We start from the raw sequence: 1059 nt of genomic DNA, 5'->3' as shown, positions 1-1059 counted from the left end.
ACCACCGGATCCTCGGGCGGCAGGGTGGCAAGGGTGTAGCTGGTCTGGTGATGCTGGCCGATCAGGTCAAACGCCTTGCGGATGCAGGTGAGCATCCCGAGGCTGAGGACATCGACCTTGAGGATGCCAAGACTGTCGATATCGTCCTTGTCCCAGCAGATGACAGTGCGGCCCTCCATCGTGGCGTTTTCGATGGGGACAAGCTCATCCAGCCGACCCTCGGTGATGATGAACCCGCCGACATGCTGCGAGAGGTGGCGAGGAAAGCCGTCGATCTCATAAACCAGCATTAAAGTCTGTTTCAGGCGCCGATCTTCGGGGTCGAGGCCAATTTCGCGCATCCGTTGTGCCTCAAGCCCCGAGGCCGAGAAAAACCCCCAAAGCTGTGAGGAAAGTGCCGAGATCGTGTCTTCGGTCAGGCCCATGGCGCGGCCAACCTCGCGGATTGCGCGTTTGCCGCGATAATGCACGACAGTGGCGCAAAGGCCTGCGCGTTCGCGGCCATAGCGGTCATAGATGTGCTGGATCACCTCTTCGCGGCGTTCATGTTCGAAATCGACGTCTATGTCTGGCGGTTCATCGCGCGCCTCGGAGACGAAGCGTTCAAACACCATGGTGCCCATCTCGGGGCTGACCTCGGTGATGCCGAGGCAAAAGCAGACGACCGAATTGGCCGCTGACCCGCGCCCCTGGCACAGGATGCTGCGCGAACGGGCGAAATGGACGATATCGCGGACGGTCAGGAAGTAGGGTTCGTATTTCAGCTTGCCGATCAGCGTCAGCTCATGCACCAGCATTTTTTTCGCCTTTTCGGACGCCCCGGCGGGATAGCGCCATTTCAGCCCCTCATGCGCCAGACGGTGCAGGCGCTGGGTCGGGGTTTCCTGTTCGCTGCCCTCGCTGGGGTATTCATAACGCAGCTCACCCAGCGAGAACTTCAACTCTTCGCTGAGCACATGGGCGCGGGCAACGGCACCTTCATGACCCTTGAAGATGCGTAGCATCTCGGCCTCGGAGCGCAGGCGCTGTTCACCATTGGCCAAAGCGTCCCGGCCCAAT

1 pseudogene is annotated in these 1059 nt (G+C 60.5%); it reads right to left on the bottom strand.

The window, feature by feature from the left end:
• Positions 1–1059 (bottom strand): annotated as a pseudogene (locus AC2FLZ_RS22000) (error-prone DNA polymerase); the annotation flags it as partial.

The organism is Ruegeria sp. YKSF131, assembly GCF_059612645.1.
This window is presented reverse-complemented; position numbering and strand designations above follow the sequence as displayed.